The following is an 18,466-nucleotide window of genomic DNA, read 5'->3' on the forward strand; positions in this document are numbered from 1 at the left end:
AATTACTGAGTTGATTGCTTATGTTCTTGCATATCCATTTCAGGCATGTTGTCACTATGCTGAGCGTGTTGCTCAGTAGAGTGTTCAGCCTTTTGCTGCATTTGCTCTTGTTGAGCTTTACGCTGTGCACCTGGCATATAGTCAGGTTCATTACTCATCGCTAAATAGAAAAAACCAAGGAAAATCGCACTTAAGACACCAACGATCAGAACAAATTTCCAGCCTAAAATTGCTGACTCGGAAGAATTTTTATCGGACATAAGGATTTCTCGAATGTGCTGTAGAAGCACAAAAATGAAGTCTATTTATAGCATATTTAGGTGGGGGCTGAAATCTTAAAGGTTATAAAGAAAAACCCATATAAATAAAATATATTTATATGGGTAAGGTTTATGCAGTTTTTAAATATTCAGTAAGATTAAGTTATTGAATATTTTGTTTCTGCTCAGCTTTGGCTTTTAGTAATGCAGGTGGGGTAAAACGTTCACCATATTTTGCAGCCAATTCTTCGGCACGTTTTTGTGCTTTATCAGTACCATACTGATTTAGGAATTGAATTGCTCCTCCAGTCCAAGGTGCATAACCAATCCCAAAGATAGAACCGACATTGGCATCAATTACAGACTCTAATACGCCTTCTTCATAACAACGTAAAGTATCTAAGGCCTGTACAAACAGAATGCGATCAATCATATCTTGTTCAGAAATATCATGATCTTTTTTCCAGCGGTTTAAGCCTTCCCAAAGGTGCTTTTTACCATTCTCTGGATAGTCATAGAAACCTGCACCAGCAGCTTTACCTTTACGGTTTAACTCATGAATCATGGTGTGAACCACTTCATCTACAGAAGTTTTAGGTAAATCTTTTCCTTCAGCTTGCAGGGCTTTACGTGCTTCACTAGCAACATGTTCGGTTAAGGTTAAAGACACTTCATCTTGAATGGCGAGTGGCCCAACTGGCATACCAGCTTTCAGTGCTGCCATTTCAATACGCGCTGGGTGAACGCCCTCTGCAAGCAAGCGCATACCTTCTTGAATGAACGTACCAAACACACGACTCGTAAAGAAACCACGGCTATCATTGACAACAATCGGTGTTTTTCCAATTTGTTGTACAAAGTCGTAAGCTTTAGCAAGAGTCTCTGCGGAGGTGTTTTTACCTTTAATAATCTCAACCAACTGCATTTTGTCGACAGGGCTAAAGAAATGAAGACCGATAAAAGCTTTATCATCCTTACTTGCTTGAGCTAAACCTGTAATTGGCAGGGTTGATGTATTTGATGCCATTACGCCATTAGGTGCTAAGAACTGTTCAGCTTCTTGAGTGACTTTGGCTTTGAGTTCTTGGTTTTCAAATACCGCTTCAATAATTAAATCACAACCTTGAAGATCTTCAGCAGAAGCTGTAGCCGTAATGAGCGATAAAACCTGATCACGTTTTTCTGCGGTCATGCGGCCTTGTGAAACACGTTTATCAAGAAGCTTTTGTGAATAGGCTTTGCCTTTCTCTGCATTTTCAACAGATACATCTTTAAGTACAACTGGAATGCCTTTAATGGCTGTTGAATAGGCAATGCCCGCACCCATCATGCCTGCACCCAACACACCCACTTTCGTGGCTTGCCATTTTGCAACGTCGGCAGGGCGGCTCGCACCAGACTTAATTGCATTTAGACCATGCCAGAAAGTGCCGATCATATTTTTAGAAATTTGGCCTGTGGTAAGCTGAGTAAAGTAGCGAGACTCAATACGCAGTGCAGTATCTACATCGACTTGAGCGCCTTCAACTGCGGCAGCCATAATTGCTTCAGGGGCAGGGTAACAACCTTTGGTTTTATCTCTTAACATGGCTGGGGCAATTGCAAGAACTTGTGCAACTGCTGGCGTTTTTGGATCACCACCCGGGATTTTATAGCCCTTCACATCAAAAGGCTGTTGAGATTTTGGATTGGCCTTGATCCAAGCAATTGCTTTATCTAAAAGTTCTTGTTCATTTTCAACTGTATCATGGATTAAACCTAAAGATTTTGCTTTATCAACACCGAACTGTTTGCCTTCCATTAAAAATGGGAACGCATTTTGAAGCCCAAGTAGGCGTACCATACGTACAATACCACCGCCACCTGGTAGTAAGCCTAAAGTAACTTCTGGTAGACCAAATTTGCTTTTCGCATCATTGATTGCAATACGGTGATGGCAACTTAAGGCGATTTCCCAACCACCGCCAAGTGCTGTGCCATTTAATGCTGCAACCACTGGAATCCCTAGTGTTTCAATTGTACGTAAATGACCTTTTAGCTTTTCAACCATGTTGAAAAAGTCAGTTGCGTGTTCAGGCTGAACTTGAATTAGTTCATCTAGATCGCCGCCTGCAAAGAAAGTTTTTTTAGCCGAGCGGAAAATAACCCCTGAAAGTTCTGTTTCTGCTTTAAGTTTCTGAGTCGCTTCATCGAGCGAGTCACGAAACTCAGCATTCATGGTGTTTGCAGATTGACCAGTTGAATCAAGCGTTAAAATGACAATATTGTCGGCATTTTTTTCGTATTGAATTGCACTCATCTTTTATATCCCTAATTTTTATACGCGTTCAATAATGGTGGCAATACCCATCCCACCGCCAACACAGAGGGTCGCTAAACCGCGCTTTTTATCTTGTCGTTCAAGCTCATCAAGTAAAGTGCCTAAAATCATGGCACCTGTTGCCCCTAATGGATGACCTAAAGCAATCGCACCGCCATTTACGTTGACTTTCTCAGCTGGGACGTTGAGTTCATTAATAAAACGCATAACAACTGCCGCAAATGCCTCATTAACTTCAAATAGGTCAATATCATCAATCGTGAGGCCAGCTTTTTCTAAAGCTTTACGTGCGGCAGGCGCAGGGCCAGTCAGCATAATGGTTGGATCAGTACCGACTAATGCAGTCGCCAAAACTTTAGCGCGTGGTTTTAAATTTTGTTCTTTTACCGCTTTTTCAGAAGCTAATAAAACTACAGCTGCTCCATCGACAATGCCTGATGAGTTACCTGCATGGTGAACATGATTGATTTTTTGTGCTTCTGGATATTTTTGTAAAGCCACTGCATCAAAGCCCATTTGCCCCATCATTTCAAAACTTGGGTTGAGCTTTGCAAGACCTTCGAGTGTGGTATTGCCTTTAATAAATTCATCTTTCTCTAAAATCACCCCACCTGCATGATCTTTTACTGGCACAACTGATTGGTTGAAATAACCATTTGATTGAGCCGCCGCCGCTTTTTGCTGTGACTTTACAGCAAAATTATCAACATCTTCACGGCTATAGCCATCTAAGGTTGCAATGAGGTCGGCCCCAATGCCTTGCGGAACAAATGATGACTTAAGGTTTGTTTCTGGGTCTAAAGCCCACGGCCCACCATCAGAACCCATTGGAATGCGTGACATTGATTCAACGCCACCAGCAACCACTAAATCTTCCCAACCAGAGCGGACTTTCATTGCTGCCATGTTGACTGCTTCTAAACCTGATGCACAAAAGCGATTGATTTGCACCCCAGCAACATCATCATTCCAACCTGCTGCAATCGCTGCTGTTTTGGCAATATCGCCACCTTGATCGCCAATTGGCGTTACGCAGCCCAAAACAATGTCATCGACTTTAGACGTATCGAGTTGATGGCGCTGCTGTAATTCATTTAATAAGGTGGTCAGTAATGTAATTGGTTTTACTTCGTAAAGAGAGCCATCTTTTTTTCCTTTTCCGCGTGGGGTGCGAATGGCATCAATAATATAAGCCTCGCTCATAACAGTTCCTTTTTTATTACTTAAACTTTGTTGTGTTTTGAGTGTACTGGTTTTAAAAGGCAACGCAATGACGATAAGCGCACCAGTCAGGTGATGATTTTTGCCAATAGAAATACAAAAAAGCCCAAGTTGAACTTGGGCTAAATGTGAAGCTAAATAGATTTAAGAATTAGTGATAACCATGTAGCTGGCGATATAGGCCAGGGGTTACACCCGTCCACTTTTTAAATGCGCGGTGGAACGTACTGGTTTCACTAAAACCAACTTGTTGAGCAACGTCTTCAAGTGTTAATTCAGGGTTGAGTAATAAATGAATTGCAGCATCTCGACGTAAGGCGTCTTTTACGCCTTGATAGCTTTTACCTTCGGCAGCCAAGCGACGACGTAAGGTTTGAGGAGATAAATACAACATTGATGCAACGTCATTAAGCGTTGGCATTTCTTCACCAATCTGGCTTTTGAGCACTTCACGGATACGCGAAGTTAGCGAGTTGGTGTTTTTAAATTTTACTAAAAGCTGAGCAGGAGCCGCTTTCAAAAATTCTTCTAGCGTTTTTTCATCTTGGCGGATTGGCAAATCAAGATAATCAGCTGCAAAGGTTATTTCAGTACGCGGTGCATCAAACTGCATGACTGGTGCAAAAAATAGTGCATCATATTCATCTGCATGAGCAGGACGTGGATAACTAAAATGAACACGTTCTAATGGTAAACGGCGTTCAATCAACCATGATGCTAGACCGTGCCAAATCATGAGCATACTCTCAGTAATGAAATGATCTGGATCTAAAGTTTTTGGAATGAGAGGAACTAGACGTGCTTCATGTTTGTCACGCTCTAGAGTTACAGACCATTCATCGCCAAATAATTTGTAGAATTGAGATGACAGTTCAAGGGCTTGGCCCAATGTTTTTGCGTGAATAATCAACTGACACATAATGGCAAAAGTGCCCAGACGACGTGGTTGTACGTCAAATCCAACGTGTTCATCCTGTGTGACCATCCACAACATTTTTATAAAACGAGTGTATTGTTCTGGTGAGATTCGAGCTTTAGGTTGACGTAATAATTCCGCTTCAATACCCACATGTGAAAGGAGCATTTCAACATCCATGCCAAGGCGTTTTACGCCTGTCAAAGCCGCATTCACGAAGTGGATGCTAATCGTATCGCGACTCATATTGAATCCTTCAGTCTCTTTGATGTTCACTTTAAATTGACCTAAATGACCGTCTAAAAAAATAAATTGGCGATTTACAACAGAGTAAAAGCACTTTTTACATGTTAAATTGCCGAAATGATCAAGGTAAATGGCTGAACATGACATTGTTTTAGTATATTTGCTTAACTAATATAAAAGAAAATTCGAATAATAGTGGTTAAAAATACGATGACGACAGCATTAAATGGACTTAAAGTTCTCGATTTCTCGACGCTCTTACCTGGACCTTTTGCCACCATGTATTTGGCCGATATGGGAGCAGAAGTCATCCATATCGAATCTCCATCACGACCAGATCTAATCCGAATCATGCCACCATATGCAAATGGTCAAGCAACAGCACATAGTTATCTAAACCGAAATAAACAGTCGATTGTTCTCGATTTAAAGGATAAGACGAGTATTGATCTGATTAAAGCCAAAATTTCTGAGTTTGATATTGTTATAGAGCAGTTCCGACCGGATGTCATGCGCCGTCTAGGATTAGACTACGCGACACTTGCCGAAATTAACCCGCGTCTCATTTATTGTTCAATTACAGGATATGGACAAACAGGAAGCTATAAAGACAGAGCTGGGCATGACATAAACTATTTAGCTTTAGCTGGTATTGCTGGATATAGTGGCCGACAAGACAGCGGTCCGCCTCCGCTCGGTATTCAAGTTGCAGATATTGCAGGTGGTTCCCTTCATGCGGTCATTGCGATCTTGGCTGCGGTCGTTGAACGCGGACGTAGTGGGATGGGACAATACATTGATATTTCTATGACTGATTGTGTTGCTAGCCTCAATAGTATGGCGGCATCCGCTACACTTGCGGCACAAGTTGAACAGGCTCCTGAGCATGGCATGCTCAATGGTGGTATTTTCTATGACTATTATATGACTCAAGATGGTCGTTATCTTTCAATAGGTAGTCTTGAGCCACAGTTTATGTCTGGTTTGTCAGTAGCCCTTGATTTACCTTTATTATTACAAAAAGGTGCTTCTTTGGATGTGGAAGACAGGCAGGAAGTTAAACAAGCAATTCAAGAGAAAATTAAAACCAAATCATTTAAAGAATGGCATGAAATTTTCGCAAATCTTGATGTATGTGTAGAACCTGTTTTAAGCCTATCCGAGTCCTTAAACTCGCCTTTAGCACAAGAACGTGGATGGATTGTGGATGTACCTTTGCAAAATAATGCGACGGATACAGAACCACAATTGGCTTGTCCAATTAAGTTTTCAAGATCAAAAATGAGATATTCCTTTATTGGTCAAAAACTTGGTGAAGGACGCTGGTAAAGAGCCAAGGCCGTTTCTTATACAATGTGTATTAAAATTATTATTAGATTAATCAATCGATTAACATTTTGAATAATTTCTTTACATAAAATTAGCGTACCCTTTATAAACAAAGACATAAAAGGTATGTAAACATGAAAACACATAAATCCTTGATGGCTTCCTGTTTATCCGTTTTATCAATTACTCTTTTTATACAGCATGCACAAGCTGCTGCTGCATTCGACCCAAATAGTCCTTGGATGTTGGGTGATTGGAACGGTCAACGCACCGCGTTACAAGCACAAGGTTATGATTTTTCTTTTGGATATACCGGCGAATATGCCGGTATTTTAGATTCAAAAAATACGTCTACGCATGGTAGTGCTTATACGGGGCAACTTGCACTAGGAACTCATTTTGACCTAAATAAAATTTTAGGTTGGCAAGATACTGAAGCTCAAATCACGTTAACTTATCGTGATGGGCAATCGCTTTCTGAACATTCACCAGCTTTAGCAGGGCACTTAAGCTCGGTACAAGAAGTGTGGGGGCGTGAGCAAACTTGGCGTTTAACTGATTTGTGGATTAAGAAAAAATTCATGGATCAAAAATTAGATGTTAAAGTCGGTCGTTTTGGTGAAGGTGAAGACTTTAATAGTTTTGATTGTGATTTCCAGAACTTGGCGCTTTGTGGTTCGCAAGTCGGTAACTGGGTAGGTGATCAGTGGTATAACTGGCCGGTTAGCCAATGGGCAATGCGTGTTAAATATAACTTGCAACCTGACTTATATACCCAAGTTGGTGTATATGAATACAACCCAGAAAATCTGGACCGAGGCAAAGGTTTTAACTTAAGTACTGATGGTTCTCACGGTGCAATTATTCCTGCCGAAGTAGTTTGGTCACCTAAATTAGGTGCTCAAAGTATGGCTGGTGAATACCGTTTAGGTTATTACTACAGCACTGCTGATGCCAAAGAAATTGCAGATGAAACCAAAAACTCTCATAAACAAGGTGTTTGGGTAACTGCAAAACAAAAATTATTCCAGCCTGCTGATCAAACAGATCGCGGTTTAACAGGTTTTGTAAACCTGACTTTCCACGACTCTGATACCAATAAAATTGATAACATGCAAAATGTAGGCTTCGTCTATAAAGGTTTGCTTAATCAACGTCCTCAAGATGAGTTAGCGCTTGGTGTGGCTCGTATCCATATCAATGATGATTGGAACGATGTTCAAACTAAAGAATATGACACCGAATACAATACCGAGCTTTACTACGGTATTCATGCGACGAACTGGCTGACTATTCGTCCAAATGTGCAATATGTTCGTCATGTTGGTGCATTAAAAAATGGTGATAACACTTGGGTAGGCGGTATTAAATTCTCAACCGCATTCTAAGCGTAATTACTCCGAAAAAACGGATTGTCGAGGGCTAACTCATTGATTGAAGTATCCTGACCTTCCGTTTTTTTCTTTATGCCTGAATTTTGTTTTAGATGTATGGGTAATGTCGATTTTTAATTAGAAACTCGACATATCTTTCCTATAAAAATGATGATTGATAAGAGGTGGTTTATGAATCAACCTACTTCAAGATCAGGTTTAACGACTTTTACCGTAATTATTATTGGGTTATTAGCGTTATTCCTGTTAATTGGAGGTATTTGGCTCGCTACATTAGGCGGTTCAATTTACTACATTATAGCTGGAGTTTTGCTCCTCATTGTTGCATGGCAACTCTACAAGCGTGCTTCTACTGCTTTGTGGGTTTATGCTGCATTAATGTTAGGAACTATTATCTGGAGTGTCTGGGAAGTTGGAACAGACTTTTGGGCGCTTGCACCACGTTTAGATATTTTAGGTATTCTTGGTTTATGGTTATTGGTTCCGGCTGTAACTCGTGGAATCAACAACCTTGGATCAAGTAAAGTTGCCTTATCTTCAACTTTAGCAATTGCAATCGTGTTGATGGTTTACTCTATCTTCAATGATCCGCAAGAAATTAATGGTGAGATTAAAACTCCTCAACCAGAAACTGCTCAAGCTGTTCCAGGCGTTGCAGAGAGTGACTGGCCTGCTTATGGTCGTACTCAAGCTGGTGAACGTTATTCTCCATTGAAACAGATCAACGATCAGAACGTAAAAGACTTGAAAGTTGCTTGGACTTTACGTACTGGCGATCTTAAGACAGATAATGACTCTGGCGAAACGACCAATCAGGTTACACCGATTAAAATCGGTAATAACATGTTTATCTGTACCGCTCATCAACAGTTAATTTCAATTGATCCTGCGACTGGTAAGGAAAAATGGCGTTTTGATCCGAAGCTTAAAACGGATAAATCGTTCCAGCATTTAACTTGTCGTGGTGTGATGTACTACGATGCAAACAATACAACTGAGTTTGCAACGAGTCTTCAAGGCAAGAAATCTAGCTCTACACAATGTCCACGTAAGGTATTTGTACCAGTTAACGATGGTCGTTTAGTGGCTGTAAATGCTGACACTGGTAAAGCATGTACTGACTTTGGTCAAAATGGTGAAGTGAACTTACAAGAGTTTATGCCATATGCTTATCCAGGCGGTTATAACCCAACATCTCCTGGTATCGTGACTGGTTCAACTGTTGTGATTGCAGGTTCCGTAACAGATAACTACTCAAGTAAAGAGCCATCTGGTGTAATTCGCGGCTACGACGTTAACACTGGTAAGCTTCTTTGGGTATTTGATACTGGCGCAGCAGATCCAAATGCAATGCCGGGTGAAGGAACTACTTTTGTTCATAACTCGCCAAACGCGTGGGCACCTTTAGCATACGATGCAAAACTTGATATCGTTTATGTACCAACAGGTGTAGGTACTCCAGACATCTGGGGTGGTGACCGTACTGAGCTGAAAGAGCGTTATGCAAACTCAATGTTAGCGATTAATGCTTCTACTGGTAAATTAGTGTGGAACTTCCAGACAACCCATCATGATTTATGGGATATGGACGTACCATCACAACCATCTTTAGCCGATATTAAAAACAAAGCTGGTCAAACTGTTCCTGCAATCTATGTATTGACAAAAACAGGAAATGCCTTTGTTCTTGATCGCCGTAATGGTCAACCAATTGTTCCTGTGACTGAAAAACCAGTACCACAAACAGTTAAACGTGGACCACAAACTAAAGGTGAGTTCTACTCAAAAACTCAGCCATTCTCTGACTTGAACTTGGCACCACAAGATAAATTGACTGATAAAGACATGTGGGGTGCCACTATGCTTGATCAGCTCATGTGTCGTGTATCTTTCAAACGTCTAAATTACGATGGTATTTATACTCCACCATCTGAAAACGGTACTTTAGTTTTCCCTGGTAACTTAGGGGTATTTGAATGGGGCGGTATGTCAGTTAACCCTGACCGTCAAGTTGCTGTAATGAACCCTATTGGTTTGCCATTCGTCAGTCGTTTAATTCCTGCTGATCCAAACCGTGCACAAACTGCAAAAGGTGCGGGAACTGAGCAGGGCGTACAACCGATGTACGGCGTACCTTATGGTGTAGAAATTAGCGCATTCTTATCTCCGCTTGGTTTACCTTGTAAACAACCGGCTTGGGGCTATGTAGCTGGCGTTGATTTGAAAACCCATGAAGTGGTATGGAAAAAACGTATTGGTACAATCCGTGACAGCTTACCGAACTTGTTCCAGTTACCAGCTGTGAAAATTGGTGTGCCTGGTTTAGGTGGTTCAATTTCTACTGCCGGTAATGTCATGTTTGTTGGTGCAACCCAAGATAACTACATACGTGCGTTTAACGTCACTAACGGTAAGAAACTTTGGGAAGCACGTTTACCAGCTGGTGGACAAGCAACACCAATGACTTATGAAATCAATGGTAAGCAATATGTTGTGATCATGGCTGGTGGTCATGGTTCATTTGGTACGAAAATGGGCGACTATTTAGTGGCTTATGCCTTACCAGATAACAAATAAAAAGCTTTTATAGAAAGGGCCTGGATTTATCCGGGCTTTTTTTTTATGTCGATTTATATTAAAGCTTATCAATAAAACCGTTATTAAATATGCAAAAAAAGCATTTTATTGATGAATAAAAGCTCGCTATGCTATCCGCCTTAATAATGAATCTACTAGCCATACGCCATGTATTTATATACCGATTTCGACCAGCAGCTGGTTAATGAACGAGTTGCTCAGTTCCGTGATCAAACAGAACGCTATTTAGCTGGCAAACTTTCTGAAGACGAATATCGTCCATTACGTTTGCAAAATGGTTTATATGTGCAACGTTATGCGCCTATGCTGCGTATAGCTGTGCCGTATGGCTTAATGAATTCTAAACAATTACGTAAAGTTGCTGAAGTTTCAACTGCTTATGACCGTGGTTACGCACATGTATCTACACGTCAAAACATTCAGTTAAACTGGCCTGCGCTTGAAGATGTGCCAGACATTTTGGCCGAACTTGCAACTGTACAAATGCATGCCATTCAAACCAGTGGCAACTGTATTCGTAACACCACAACTGACCAATATGCAGGTGTAGTTGCTGGTGAAATTGCAGATCCACGTCCAACATGTGAATTGATTCGTCAGTGGAGTACATTCCACCCAGAATTTGCATTCTTGCCACGTAAGTTCAAAATCGCTGTTTCTGCACTTGAAGAAAAAGATCGTGCGGCGACTGCATTCCACGATATTGGTGTTTATATCGTGCGTAATGAAGCAGGCGAGATCGGCTATAAAATTATGGCTGGTGGTGGTTTAGGCCGTACCCCAATCATTGGTAGCGTTATTCGTGAGTTTTTACCACGTGAAGATTTAATTGCTTACTTAGAAGCGGTTTTACGTGTTTATAACTTGCATGGTCGTCGTGATAACAAATATAAAGCGCGTATCAAAATTCTAGTTAAAGCATTAACTCCTGAAGTGTTTGCACAGAAAGTTGAAGCTGAATTCGAACATACACGTGAAGCATTGAAAATTCAGCCAGAAATCTTGAAAAAACTGGATGAAGAATTCACACCATTTGATTATCAAGATTTAGAGGATGAAGACTTCACAGCTTTATTTGCTGAGCATCCAAAATTCAAACAATGGTTCAATATCAACACGCATGCGCATAAAGTCAAGGGCTATCGAATTGTTACGATTTCTCTAAAACGTGCAGGTATCGCACCGGGTGATATGACCACTGAAGAAATGAATTTTATTGCAGATCTTGCTGATAAATACACTTTCGGTGAACTTCGTACGACTCACGAACAAAACATTGCTTTGGCTGACGTACCTCAAAAAGATTTATTTGATGTATGGCAAGCGCTTGAACAACAAAATATGGCGCGTGCACATATTGGTTTTATTACCGATATTATTAGTTGCCCGGGCGGTGATTTCTGTTCACTTGCAAATGCGAAATCAATTCCAATTGCTGAAGCAATTACACGTCGTTTTGATGACTTAGATAAAGTTTATGATCTTGGTCATTTAGATCTAAATATTTCTGGTTGTATGAATGCTTGTGGTCACCACCACGTAGGTAACATCGGTATTTTAGGTGTAGATAAGAAAGGCGCTGAATTCTACCAAATTACATTAGGTGGTAATTCAGACCATGATGCATCAATCGGTGACATCTTAGGGCCATCTTTTGCAGCAGATGCTGTGCCTGATGTCATTGAAGAAGTATTGAATACTTATCTTGATTTACGTACTGAAGGTGAGCGTTTTGTTGATACATATCGCCGTGTAGGAATTCAACCATTTAAGGAGCGTGCATATGCTTAATACAGCTCTACCAGTGCTTTATAAAGATGGCACGATTGCAGATAATACTTATCAAATCATTGCTGAAGATGGTGTTATTCCTCAAGGCGATGTTGTGGTCACAACAGCTCAACTGGATCAATTAGCTAACGTTCAAGGCAAAAAAGCTTTGTATGTAACTGTAAATGATTCACCTGAAGAACACTCATTTCCATTAAATGAACTTGATGCAATCTTCATTGAGTTTGCAGGTTTTGGTGATGGTCGTGGTTATTCATTCGCTGCACTACTTCGTCGTCAAGGTTTCCAAGGTGAATTGCGTGCAATTGGTGATGTGTTTAAGGATGTCTTAAACTACTTAAAACGTTCAGGTTTTGATAGTTTTGTGATTAAAGAAGGTAAAGATGTGCAAGAAGCGGCAGCTGGTTTGCAAGACTTTACCAACCCATACCAAGCTTCAACAGCCGTACCGCAAGCAAGTTATCAAACTGGCGCTTAAGATAGTTTTTAAATATAAAGGCTGAACTCAGGTTCAGCTTTTTTTATGAATAATTTTTAACTGACTCGACTGAAGAACAACAATGTTAGGTTTAATTTCAAAAATAAATCCTGGTGCTTGGTGGCTACTTTTTGCTATTGCGACAGATGTACTCTCAACATTTTATTCTGCTAAGGGGAATGGCTTAGTCAATAAAACAGCTCAGGGCATTGCTCTGGTTTTGTATATTATTTCTTTTGCATGCGCTGCTATTGCTTTGAAATATATGCAAGCTGGAATCTTATATGTGCTTTGGTCTGGGATAGGTGTATTAGCAACAGCTTTTTTGGCAAAGATTTTTCTTGGTCAGAATATTGATGTGGGAGGATGGGTGGGAATTGGTTTTATTACTGTAGGTTTAATGATTATTGCGCAATATTCCAATATCGATGTTTAAGGTCCTTATAGAGATAGTAAATATCTCTATAAGGGCTAAATATTGTAAATATTAGGTGTCAAGCTGGCAGTTAACCATCCACTTTATACCGAACTGATCGGTAAAAGCGCCGTACAATGCGCCCCAGAACGTTTTTTCTAAAGGCATTTCAATTTGACCATTAACAGATAAGGCATCAAAAAGTTGTTTTGCTTTTTCTTGCTCATCTTTTTCAAGATTGATCGAGATGTAGTGATTATTTCCTTGGGTAAAAACGCTGTTAGGAGCACAGAACTGATCATTAGTATCTGAGGCCATAAGTACAGTGTATTCATTAATTGGTAGAGAAACATGAAGAACCAGATTTTTATCTGCTTCCGATAATGTTACACCTTCAGGCGCTGGCATATCACCATAACGGCTTAACATACCGAATTCACCGCCAAATACTGATTTATAAAAGTTAAAAGCTTGCTCTGCTTGACCTTGGAAATTGAGATAGTGATTGAGTTGCATTGTTATTGTCCATTGTTGTTTTCGTTTAAAGGAATAAGTTAAAACTTAAAAATGATTTTGTGGGTCATTTTTTGTAGCTTTTTCATAAAAAAATCCCACCGAAGTGAGATTTTAAAATAATGAATTTGGATTAAATGAGTTCAATTGCAACCGCTGTTGCTTCACCACCACCAATACAAAGAGCAGCGACACCCTTTTTACCGCCAGTACGTTTCAGTGCATGAATAAGGGTAAGAATAATACGAGAGCCCGTAGAACCTACAGGGTGACCTAGTGCACAAGCACCACCATTGATATTTACTTTCTCTGCATCAAGTTTGAAATCATCAATTGGACACATGGTAACCATAGCAAAAGCTTCGTTAATTTCCCAAAGATCGACGTCTTGAGCATTCCATCCCGCTTTTTTAAGAACTTTTTCAATAGCACCAACTGGGGCGATCGTAAATTCTGAAGGATGCTGAGAGTTTGAAGCTGTCGCGATAATTTTTGCAAGCGGTTGCAAACCACGCTGTGCTGCAACTTCACTTGAAGTTAATACTAATGCAGACGCACCATCCGAAATAGAACTTGCATTTGCGGCGGTAATCGTACCGTCTTTTGCAAAAGCTGGTTTGAGTGAAGGAATCTTGTCAATCTTGGCATTTAAAGGTTGTTCATCCTGATCAACGACGACATCACCTTTACGACTAGGTACAGTAACTGGAACGATTTCGTCTTTGAAATAACCTTCGGTAATTGCTGTTTGAGCACGTTTCAAAGAGCGAATCGCAAAGTCATCCATTTGCTCACGTGTATAGCCACGAGTATTGGCCATATCTTGAGCAAATGAACCCATTAAACGCCCAGTTTCAGCATCTTCAAGCCCATCAAAGAACATATGATCTTTAATTTCGCCATGGCCCATGCGATAGCCAGCTCGTGCTTTTGGTAAAACATAAGGTGCATTTGTCATAGACTCCATACCGCCAGCAACAACAACTTCAGCACTACCTGCTTTAATCATATCAGCGGCTTGCATAACAGCTTTCATGCCAGAACCACAAAGCTTGTTAATTGTTACTGCACCTGTAGAATCTGGTAAGCCAGCTTTACGCATGGCTTGACGAGCAGGGCCTTGTTTTAAGCCAGCAGGAAGGACACAACCCATAATGACTTCTTCGATATCAGTAGGTTGTAAACCTGCTCGTGCGATTGCTTCTTTAATCGTTACAGCACCTAATTCAGGCGCTGTAAGTCCTGACAGTGATCCTTGAAAACCACCCATAGCAGTACGAGCACCATTCACAATTACGATGTCAGTCATTGTTGTAATCTCCGATTGTTCTTAATCTCAAAATTAGAAATGTTTAAAACCTAGGCAGTATATTGCAAAAATCAAAGAGAGATATCTTCTGCATTAGACTGTAGAGTTCTAACAATTTTTAAGGTCTTCTAAACGGGTATGCCCCATTTTGCTCAGAACTAATTTAAAGTTTTTAAGCTGGTCATAAGAACAATAAGTGAAACTGCCGTTGGACTCTCGTGGAAGGCCAGTGTCGCCTTGAAATACAATACTATTTAATTTTTTTCCAAACTTTTGAAATTTTAAAGAACCGTAGTGGTGAGCAAGTTCAATATTGCTCAAAATCTCCTCATTGCTTTCTCTCTGTAGGTTATGATTTGTGTCTACGAAGCTTATAAGGCTTGTATTCCAATTACTATTACATATAGACAAATCAACACTTGGACAAAGTACGACGCTCTTATGTCGTAGAATTGCGTCGTATTTGGCTTTTTGTATATGAATTGTGAGTAATCGAGAAACATTTTTTAATTCTACAGAAGCCATAAATTGATGATATAAAGGAAGCGCTATAGTAGCCATAATCATAAGAATTGCGAGCGTTAGAGCCAGTTCAAATAGCGTAAAACCGGGAGATTTAAACATTAAAATTCCTTAATATATGGGTAAGTATTTTGATTTTATGCTTTCTATCAATGATTTATAATGATTTTTATAGTGAGTAAACACAAAATTAAATAAAGGTTATCAGGATGCTAGAATACTGGTAAAATCACCGTAAGCGAAAGAAAGAAGTTGTTCATATTTACTAGTTGAGTGAAAAATTACCGAATTACAACGGAAATTGTAAGTAATTTTGTCAATAATTTACTTGATTAAAATTATCAAGCACTTGGAAAGTCTATCAAGTGTTTGTATGATTCAAATGTGAATAGCTTAAAAATAATACTGGGGTAAAAATATCTCAGGGGCCAATAAATTTAGGCTGAGCTTGAACAACAATTGTTATCTCTGGAGGATATCCATGAAATTGAGTCGTATTGCACTTGCTACTATGCTTGTTGCTGCTCCATTAGCTGCTGCTAATGCTGGCGTAACAGTTACTCCATTATTGCTTGGTTACACTTTCCAAGACAGCCAACACAACAATGGCGGTAAAGATGGTAACTTAACTAACGGTCCTGAGTTACAAGACGATTTATTCGTTGGTGCAGCTCTTGGTATCGAGTTAACACCATGGTTAGGTTTTGAAGCTGAATATAACCAAGTTAAAGGCGACGTAGACGGCGCTGCTGCTGGTGCTGAATATAAACAAAAACAAATCAACGGTAACTTCTATGTTACTTCTGATTTAATCACTAAAAACTACGATAGCAAAATCAAGCCATACGTATTGTTAGGTGCTGGTCACTACAAGTATGACTTTGATGGCGTAAACCGTGGTACACGTGGTAACTCAGAAGAAGGTACTTTAGGTAATGCTGGTGTTGGTGCTTTCTGGCGCTTAAACGATGCTTTATCTCTTCGTACAGAAGCTCGTGCTACTTATAACGCTGATGAAGAGTTCTGGAACTATACAGCTCTTGCTGGCTTGAACGTAGTTCTTGGTGGTCACTTGAAGCCTGCTGCTCCTGTAGTAGAAGTTGCTCCAGTTGAACCAACTCCAGTTGCTCCACAACCACAAGAGTTAACTGAAGATCTTAACATGGAACTTCGTGTGTTCTTTGATACTAACAAATCAAACATCAAAGACCAATACAAGCCAGAAATCGCTAAAGTTGCTGAGAAGTTAACTGAATACCCTAACGCTACTGCACGTATCGAAGGTCACACAGATAACACTGGTCCTCGTAAGTTGAACGAACGTTTATCTTTAGCTCGTGCTAACTCTGTTAAATCAGCTCTTGTAAACGAATACAATGTTGATGCATCTCGTTTGTCTACTCAAGGTTTCGCTTGGGATCAACCGATTGCTGACAACAAAACTAAAGAAGGTCGTGCTATGAACCGTCGTGTATTCGCGACAATCACTGGTAGCCGTACTGTAGTTGTTCAACCTGGTCAAGAAGCGGCAGCTCCTGCAGCAGCTCAATAATTTGAGTTCTTGAACAGTAAAAAAGCGACTCGTTAGAGTCGCTTTTTTTATTGCGATTTTTAAAATATTTAGTCATTTCTATGTCTCCTTAAGAATAATTACTTTCAATCTTGGTTTAAATTATTTACCAAATACCTTTCTTCAATTGCTGTTTAGCATCTTGTCTATCTTTACGATGTTGAGCACGAGGTTTCTCTGTTTCATGCATTCCACCTTTGTGAAGTAAAGGGGAAAGAGCCACTTGATTACGGACTTTGATTTTTGACATTTCTTTAATTTTCATGTTTTAACCTTTAATACATAAAACTTGTTTAAGTGTGTGAACGACTTCAATGAGATCTGACTGATTCGCCATGACTTCATCAATATCTTTATAAGCGCTTGGAATTTCATCGACAACGCCACTGTCTTTACGGCATTCAATACCTTGGGTTTGTTCAATAAGATCGTGCTGATTAAAAAGAACTTTTGCTTTACTTCTGCTCATCTTACGCCCAGCACCATGAGAACAAGAACAAAATGATTCAGGATTTGCTTTGCCTTTAACGATATAAGATCGTGCTCCCATTGAACCTGGAATAATACCTAGCTCATCTAAGCCTGCTCTAATTGCACCTTTTCGGGTAATCAATAGATTTTCGCCAAAATGTGTTTCACGGCTTACATAATTATGATGACAATTAATCGCTTCTTTTGTCATTTGAAAAGAAGGTAGAAGAGGGCGGATCGCTTCTAAAATTAATCGCATCATCTCTTTGCGATTTTCAAAAGCATATTCTTGTGCCCACTCTACAGCTTCTACATAATCATCAAAACTTTTTGAGCCTTCAGCAAAATAACTTAAGTCTTTATCTGGAACATGGCCAAAGCGATGCTGCGCTTCTTTTTTGGCTAACTCAATAAAATAAGTGCCAATAACATTGCCAAGCCCTCTGCTGCCAGAATGTAGCATCACCCAGACATCTTGATTCTCATCAATACATAACTCTATAAAGTGGTTACCACCACCTAAAGTCCCAAGTTGCTTTTGCCATGTTGCATCAAATTGTCGAAGCATACGAACAAGGCCAGGATGCTTTTTGATAATTGGCTCTAAGCGTTTTTCAAGTGGAATAATGCTGGATGCCTTTGCCTTAACCTGTTTATGTAAAGCAAAGCCAACTGGGACTTTGCGTTCGATTGCATCGCGTAAACGACTTAAGTTATCGGGTAATTGTGAAGCCTTTAAACTCAAGCGAATTGCATTCATACCACAACCAATATCAACTCCTACAGCAGCAGGGATAATGGCGTGTTTAGTTGGAATAACACTACCTACAGTTGCGCCTTTTCCTAGGTGAACATCGGGCATAACAGCAATATGTGAATATATAAATTGCAGTTGTGCCATTTTCTTGAGTTGTTCGATACTTTCACTATCTATGTCTTGAGTGAAAATTTTAACAGGGACACCATAGAGTGCCTCCTTGTTTAATATTTTTTGTATGCCCATAATTTTTTCTCTTATTTTTGTCCGAGCAGGCATAAAAAACCTAGCGAATGCTAGGTTTTAAATTTAAGCATTCGGACAAGTGGTGTGAATTTGTACACTTGTCCGTGAGC

General features: G+C 40.0%; 16 protein-coding genes. 7 read left to right on the forward strand and 9 right to left on the reverse strand.

Annotation, left to right across the window (positions count from 1 at the left end; translation table 11 throughout):
• Nucleotides 1–2: 2 nt before the first annotated feature.
• From SOI76_RS03075 to SOI76_RS03090, 4 genes are all read right to left on the reverse strand, one after another.
• Nucleotides 3–260 (reverse strand): hypothetical protein, encoded by a 258-nt coding sequence (locus SOI76_RS03075; RefSeq protein WP_001280981.1) that lies wholly within the window; start codon nucleotides 258–260, stop codon nucleotides 3–5.
• 163 nt (nucleotides 261–423) lie between these two features.
• On the reverse strand, nucleotides 424–2,559 hold the full coding sequence (locus SOI76_RS03080; RefSeq protein WP_104079906.1) for a 3-hydroxyacyl-CoA dehydrogenase NAD-binding domain-containing protein: 2,136 nt from the start codon (nucleotides 2,557–2,559) through the stop codon (nucleotides 424–426).
• An 18-nt stretch (nucleotides 2,560–2,577) separates the two neighbouring features.
• Complete coding sequence (fadA, locus tag SOI76_RS03085) at nucleotides 2,578–3,783, reverse strand: acetyl-CoA C-acetyltransferase (protein WP_104079905.1); 1,206 nt, start codon at nucleotides 3,781–3,783, stop codon at nucleotides 2,578–2,580.
• Nucleotides 3,784–3,952: 169 nt separating this feature from the next.
• The gene (locus SOI76_RS03090) at nucleotides 3,953–4,963 is read right to left on the reverse strand and encodes an AraC family transcriptional regulator (RefSeq protein WP_002116561.1); all 1,011 of its coding nucleotides are present in this window, start codon (nucleotides 4,961–4,963) and stop codon (nucleotides 3,953–3,955) included.
• A gap of 210 nt (nucleotides 4,964–5,173) precedes the next feature.
• On the opposite strand from SOI76_RS03090, the gene amacR reads away from it, so the two are divergent.
• The 6 genes from amacR (at nucleotide 5,174) to SOI76_RS03120 (ending at nucleotide 12,989) form a co-directional block, all read left to right on the forward strand.
• Nucleotides 5,174–6,292, forward strand: coding sequence for a CaiB/BaiF CoA transferase family protein (amacR, locus tag SOI76_RS03095; RefSeq protein ID WP_032055343.1), 1,119 nt, complete (start codon nucleotides 5,174–5,176; stop codon nucleotides 6,290–6,292).
• Nucleotides 6,293–6,447: 155 nt separating this feature from the next.
• The gene (gene oprB / locus SOI76_RS03100) at nucleotides 6,448–7,680 is read left to right on the forward strand and encodes a carbohydrate porin (RefSeq protein WP_104079963.1); all 1,233 of its coding nucleotides are present in this window, start codon (nucleotides 6,448–6,450) and stop codon (nucleotides 7,678–7,680) included.
• 177 nt (nucleotides 7,681–7,857) lie between these two features.
• Nucleotides 7,858–10,263 carry a glucose/quinate/shikimate family membrane-bound PQQ-dependent dehydrogenase gene (gene gcd, locus SOI76_RS03105; RefSeq protein WP_104079904.1) on the forward strand — a complete coding sequence of 802 codons (2,406 nt, stop codon included), beginning with the start codon at nucleotides 7,858–7,860 and terminating at the stop codon, nucleotides 10,261–10,263.
• A 168-nt stretch (nucleotides 10,264–10,431) separates the two neighbouring features.
• Entirely contained in the window at nucleotides 10,432–12,075 is a 1,644-nt protein-coding gene (gene cysI, locus SOI76_RS03110) for a nitrite/sulfite reductase (RefSeq protein WP_016143101.1), read from the forward strand.
• Nucleotides 12,068–12,553 (forward strand): DUF934 domain-containing protein, encoded by a 486-nt coding sequence (locus SOI76_RS03115; RefSeq protein WP_104079903.1) that lies wholly within the window; start codon nucleotides 12,068–12,070, stop codon nucleotides 12,551–12,553. Before cysI ends, SOI76_RS03115 begins: the two co-directional genes overlap by 8 nt.
• 82 nt (nucleotides 12,554–12,635) lie before the next feature.
• Nucleotides 12,636–12,989, forward strand: coding sequence for a DMT family transporter (locus tag SOI76_RS03120; protein ID WP_032055335.1), 354 nt, complete (start codon nucleotides 12,636–12,638; stop codon nucleotides 12,987–12,989).
• Between the two features lie 51 nt (nucleotides 12,990–13,040).
• Here SOI76_RS03120 and SOI76_RS03125 read toward each other — a convergent pair whose 3' ends face one another.
• From SOI76_RS03125 to SOI76_RS03135, 3 genes are all read right to left on the reverse strand, one after another.
• The gene (locus SOI76_RS03125; protein ID WP_005072758.1) at nucleotides 13,041–13,484 is read right to left on the reverse strand and encodes a VOC family protein; all 444 of its coding nucleotides are present in this window, start codon (nucleotides 13,482–13,484) and stop codon (nucleotides 13,041–13,043) included.
• Nucleotides 13,485–13,614: 130 nt separating this feature from the next.
• Nucleotides 13,615–14,790: a thiolase family protein gene (locus tag SOI76_RS03130; protein ID WP_104079902.1), complete on the reverse strand. Its 1,176-nt coding sequence runs from the start codon at nucleotides 14,788–14,790 to the stop codon at nucleotides 13,615–13,617.
• A 108-nt stretch (nucleotides 14,791–14,898) separates the two neighbouring features.
• Nucleotides 14,899–15,414 (reverse strand): GspH/FimT family pseudopilin, encoded by a 516-nt coding sequence (locus tag SOI76_RS03135; protein ID WP_032055331.1) that lies wholly within the window; start codon nucleotides 15,412–15,414, stop codon nucleotides 14,899–14,901.
• A 379-nt stretch (nucleotides 15,415–15,793) separates the two neighbouring features.
• On the opposite strand from SOI76_RS03135, the gene omp38 reads away from it, so the two are divergent.
• Complete coding sequence (gene omp38 / locus SOI76_RS03140) at nucleotides 15,794–16,864, forward strand: outer membrane protein Omp38 (RefSeq protein ID WP_031949255.1); 1,071 nt, start codon at nucleotides 15,794–15,796, stop codon at nucleotides 16,862–16,864.
• 124 nt (nucleotides 16,865–16,988) lie between these two features.
• On the opposite strand, the gene SOI76_RS03145 is transcribed toward omp38, so the two are convergent.
• Both SOI76_RS03145 and SOI76_RS03150 read right to left on the reverse strand, forming a co-directional pair.
• Complete coding sequence (locus SOI76_RS03145; RefSeq protein WP_171293230.1) at nucleotides 16,989–17,147, reverse strand: hypothetical protein; 159 nt, start codon at nucleotides 17,145–17,147, stop codon at nucleotides 16,989–16,991.
• A gap of 3 nt (nucleotides 17,148–17,150) precedes the next feature.
• The gene (locus SOI76_RS03150; RefSeq protein ID WP_104079901.1) at nucleotides 17,151–18,356 is read right to left on the reverse strand and encodes an RtcB family protein; all 1,206 of its coding nucleotides are present in this window, start codon (nucleotides 18,354–18,356) and stop codon (nucleotides 17,151–17,153) included.
• Nucleotides 18,357–18,466 lie beyond the last annotated feature (110 nt).

The sequence above is a fragment of the Acinetobacter pittii genome, assembly GCF_034064985.1.
Classification (GTDB): Bacteria; Pseudomonadota; Gammaproteobacteria; order Pseudomonadales; family Moraxellaceae; genus Acinetobacter; species Acinetobacter pittii_H.

Bases quoted from the DNA above. Each gene is read 5' to 3' on its own strand.
- SOI76_RS03075 (WP_001280981.1), bottom strand. From the start codon at position 260: ATGTCCGATAAAAATTCTTCCGAGTCAGCAATTTTAGGCTGGAAATTT.
- SOI76_RS03080 (WP_104079906.1), bottom strand. From the start codon at position 2,559: ATGAGTGCAATTCAATACGAAAAAAATGCCGACAATATTGTCATTTTA.
- fadA (WP_104079905.1), bottom strand. From the start codon at position 3,783: ATGAGCGAGGCTTATATTATTGATGCCATTCGCACCCCACGCGGAAAA.
- SOI76_RS03090 (WP_002116561.1), bottom strand. From the start codon at position 4,963: ATGAGTCGCGATACGATTAGCATCCACTTCGTGAATGCGGCTTTGACA.
- amacR (WP_032055343.1), top strand. From the start codon at position 5,174: ATGACGACAGCATTAAATGGACTTAAAGTTCTCGATTTCTCGACGCTC.
- oprB (WP_104079963.1), top strand. From the start codon at position 6,448: ATGGCTTCCTGTTTATCCGTTTTATCAATTACTCTTTTTATACAGCAT.
- gcd (WP_104079904.1), top strand. From the start codon at position 7,858: ATGAATCAACCTACTTCAAGATCAGGTTTAACGACTTTTACCGTAATT.
- cysI (WP_016143101.1), top strand. From the start codon at position 10,432: ATGTATTTATATACCGATTTCGACCAGCAGCTGGTTAATGAACGAGTT.
- SOI76_RS03115 (WP_104079903.1), top strand. From the start codon at position 12,068: ATGCTTAATACAGCTCTACCAGTGCTTTATAAAGATGGCACGATTGCA.
- SOI76_RS03120 (WP_032055335.1), top strand. From the start codon at position 12,636: ATGTTAGGTTTAATTTCAAAAATAAATCCTGGTGCTTGGTGGCTACTT.
- SOI76_RS03125 (WP_005072758.1), bottom strand. From the start codon at position 13,484: ATGCAACTCAATCACTATCTCAATTTCCAAGGTCAAGCAGAGCAAGCT.
- SOI76_RS03130 (WP_104079902.1), bottom strand. From the start codon at position 14,790: ATGACTGACATCGTAATTGTGAATGGTGCTCGTACTGCTATGGGTGGT.
- SOI76_RS03135 (WP_032055331.1), bottom strand. From the start codon at position 15,414: ATGTTTAAATCTCCCGGTTTTACGCTATTTGAACTGGCTCTAACGCTC.
- omp38 (WP_031949255.1), top strand. From the start codon at position 15,794: ATGAAATTGAGTCGTATTGCACTTGCTACTATGCTTGTTGCTGCTCCA.
- SOI76_RS03145 (WP_171293230.1), bottom strand. From the start codon at position 17,147: ATGAAAATTAAAGAAATGTCAAAAATCAAAGTCCGTAATCAAGTGGCT.
- SOI76_RS03150 (WP_104079901.1), bottom strand. From the start codon at position 18,356: ATGGGCATACAAAAAATATTAAACAAGGAGGCACTCTATGGTGTCCCT.